The organism is Caballeronia glebae (assembly GCF_001545035.1).
GTDB lineage: Bacteria > Pseudomonadota > Gammaproteobacteria > Burkholderiales > Burkholderiaceae > Caballeronia > Caballeronia glebae.
The window spans coordinates 1-1,104 of record NZ_FCOJ02000172.1 but is presented as its reverse complement, the minus strand read 5'-3'; the positions used below and the strand labels follow the sequence as shown (position 1 = coordinate 1,104).

General features: G+C 60.4%; 1 protein-coding gene. It reads right to left on the bottom strand.

The genetic code is table 11. The features are described 5' to 3' along the window. Window positions 1–32: 32 nt before the first annotated feature. Window positions 33–1,055 carry an IS30 family transposase gene (locus tag AWB82_RS36660; protein ID WP_086974111.1) on the bottom strand — a complete coding sequence of 341 codons (1,023 nt, stop codon included), beginning with the start codon at window positions 1,053–1,055 and terminating at the stop codon, window positions 33–35. Window positions 1,056–1,104 lie beyond the last annotated feature (49 nt).

Here is a 1,104-nt window from a genome sequence, read left to right as displayed (position 1 = left end):
GGCGGTTTCAAGGTTGAAGTGCAACAGCGGTTTTAATGTTTAGAGCCATGAGGTTGAGCTGCCGAAGCGAGTGTTGCGGCGAAGACCTCGAGCGGCGAATGGAAGGCGTGAGTGGCGCGAGGCCTGCTGTTCAGACTGTCGGCAATGGCGTCAAGTTCGTCCTGACTGTAGACGGAAAGGTCGGTGCCTTTGGGCAGATACTGGCGCAGCAGGCCGTTGGTGTTTTCACACGTGCCGCGTTGCCATGGGCTGTGCGGGTCGCAGAAGTACACCTTCACACCGGTGGCGGCGGTGAGCTCTGCATGCCGCGACATCTCCTTGCCTTGGTCGTAGGTGAAGCTCTGCCGTAATGGCTCGGCAATCGAATTGAGTTTGGTAGAGAAGCCTGCCAGCGCGGAAGCAGCTGTAGCATCTTCCATCTTCGCCAGCAGCACCAGGCGGCTGGTCCGTTCCACCAGCACTCCGACTGAAGACGCATTGTTGGCGCCCTTGATGAAGTCGCCCTCCCAATGTCCGGGCAGCAGTCGGTCCTCGATTTCGGGCGGCCGCACATGAATACTGACCATGTCGGGAATCTGTCCGCGTCGGTCTGTACCCCGTGTGCGCGGCATGCGTGTGCTGTGGCCGTGGCGCAGGCAGGCGATAAGCTGACGGCGCAGTTCGCCGCGCGGCTGGGCGTAGATGGCCGTATAGATAGTTTCGTGGGACACGTGCTGGGTCGGGTCGGTCGGATACATGCGCTTGAGTGTGCCCGATATCTGCTGAGGTGACCATTTCCACTCGAGCAGGGTAAGAACGATGCGCCAGCACACACTCTGCGGGCAGAGCTTTGTGGGACGGCGACCCGCACTCCGACGCGCGGCGCTGAGCACTTCTGCAGGTGCGGATGCATAGCCCGCAGGAGAACGATTTCGCCTCAGTTCACGGCTGACGGTGGCTGGCGAGCGGCCGAGTATCCGGGCCATGGCCCGGATACTCGAACCCTGCAAATGCAGGCTGGCAATGGTCAGGCGCTCTTCGGGTTGAAGCTGTTGATACTGGGTCTTTTCGTGCATCGCAACACCTTATACGAAACAGGTGTTGCACTTCAGATTTGAGGCCGCC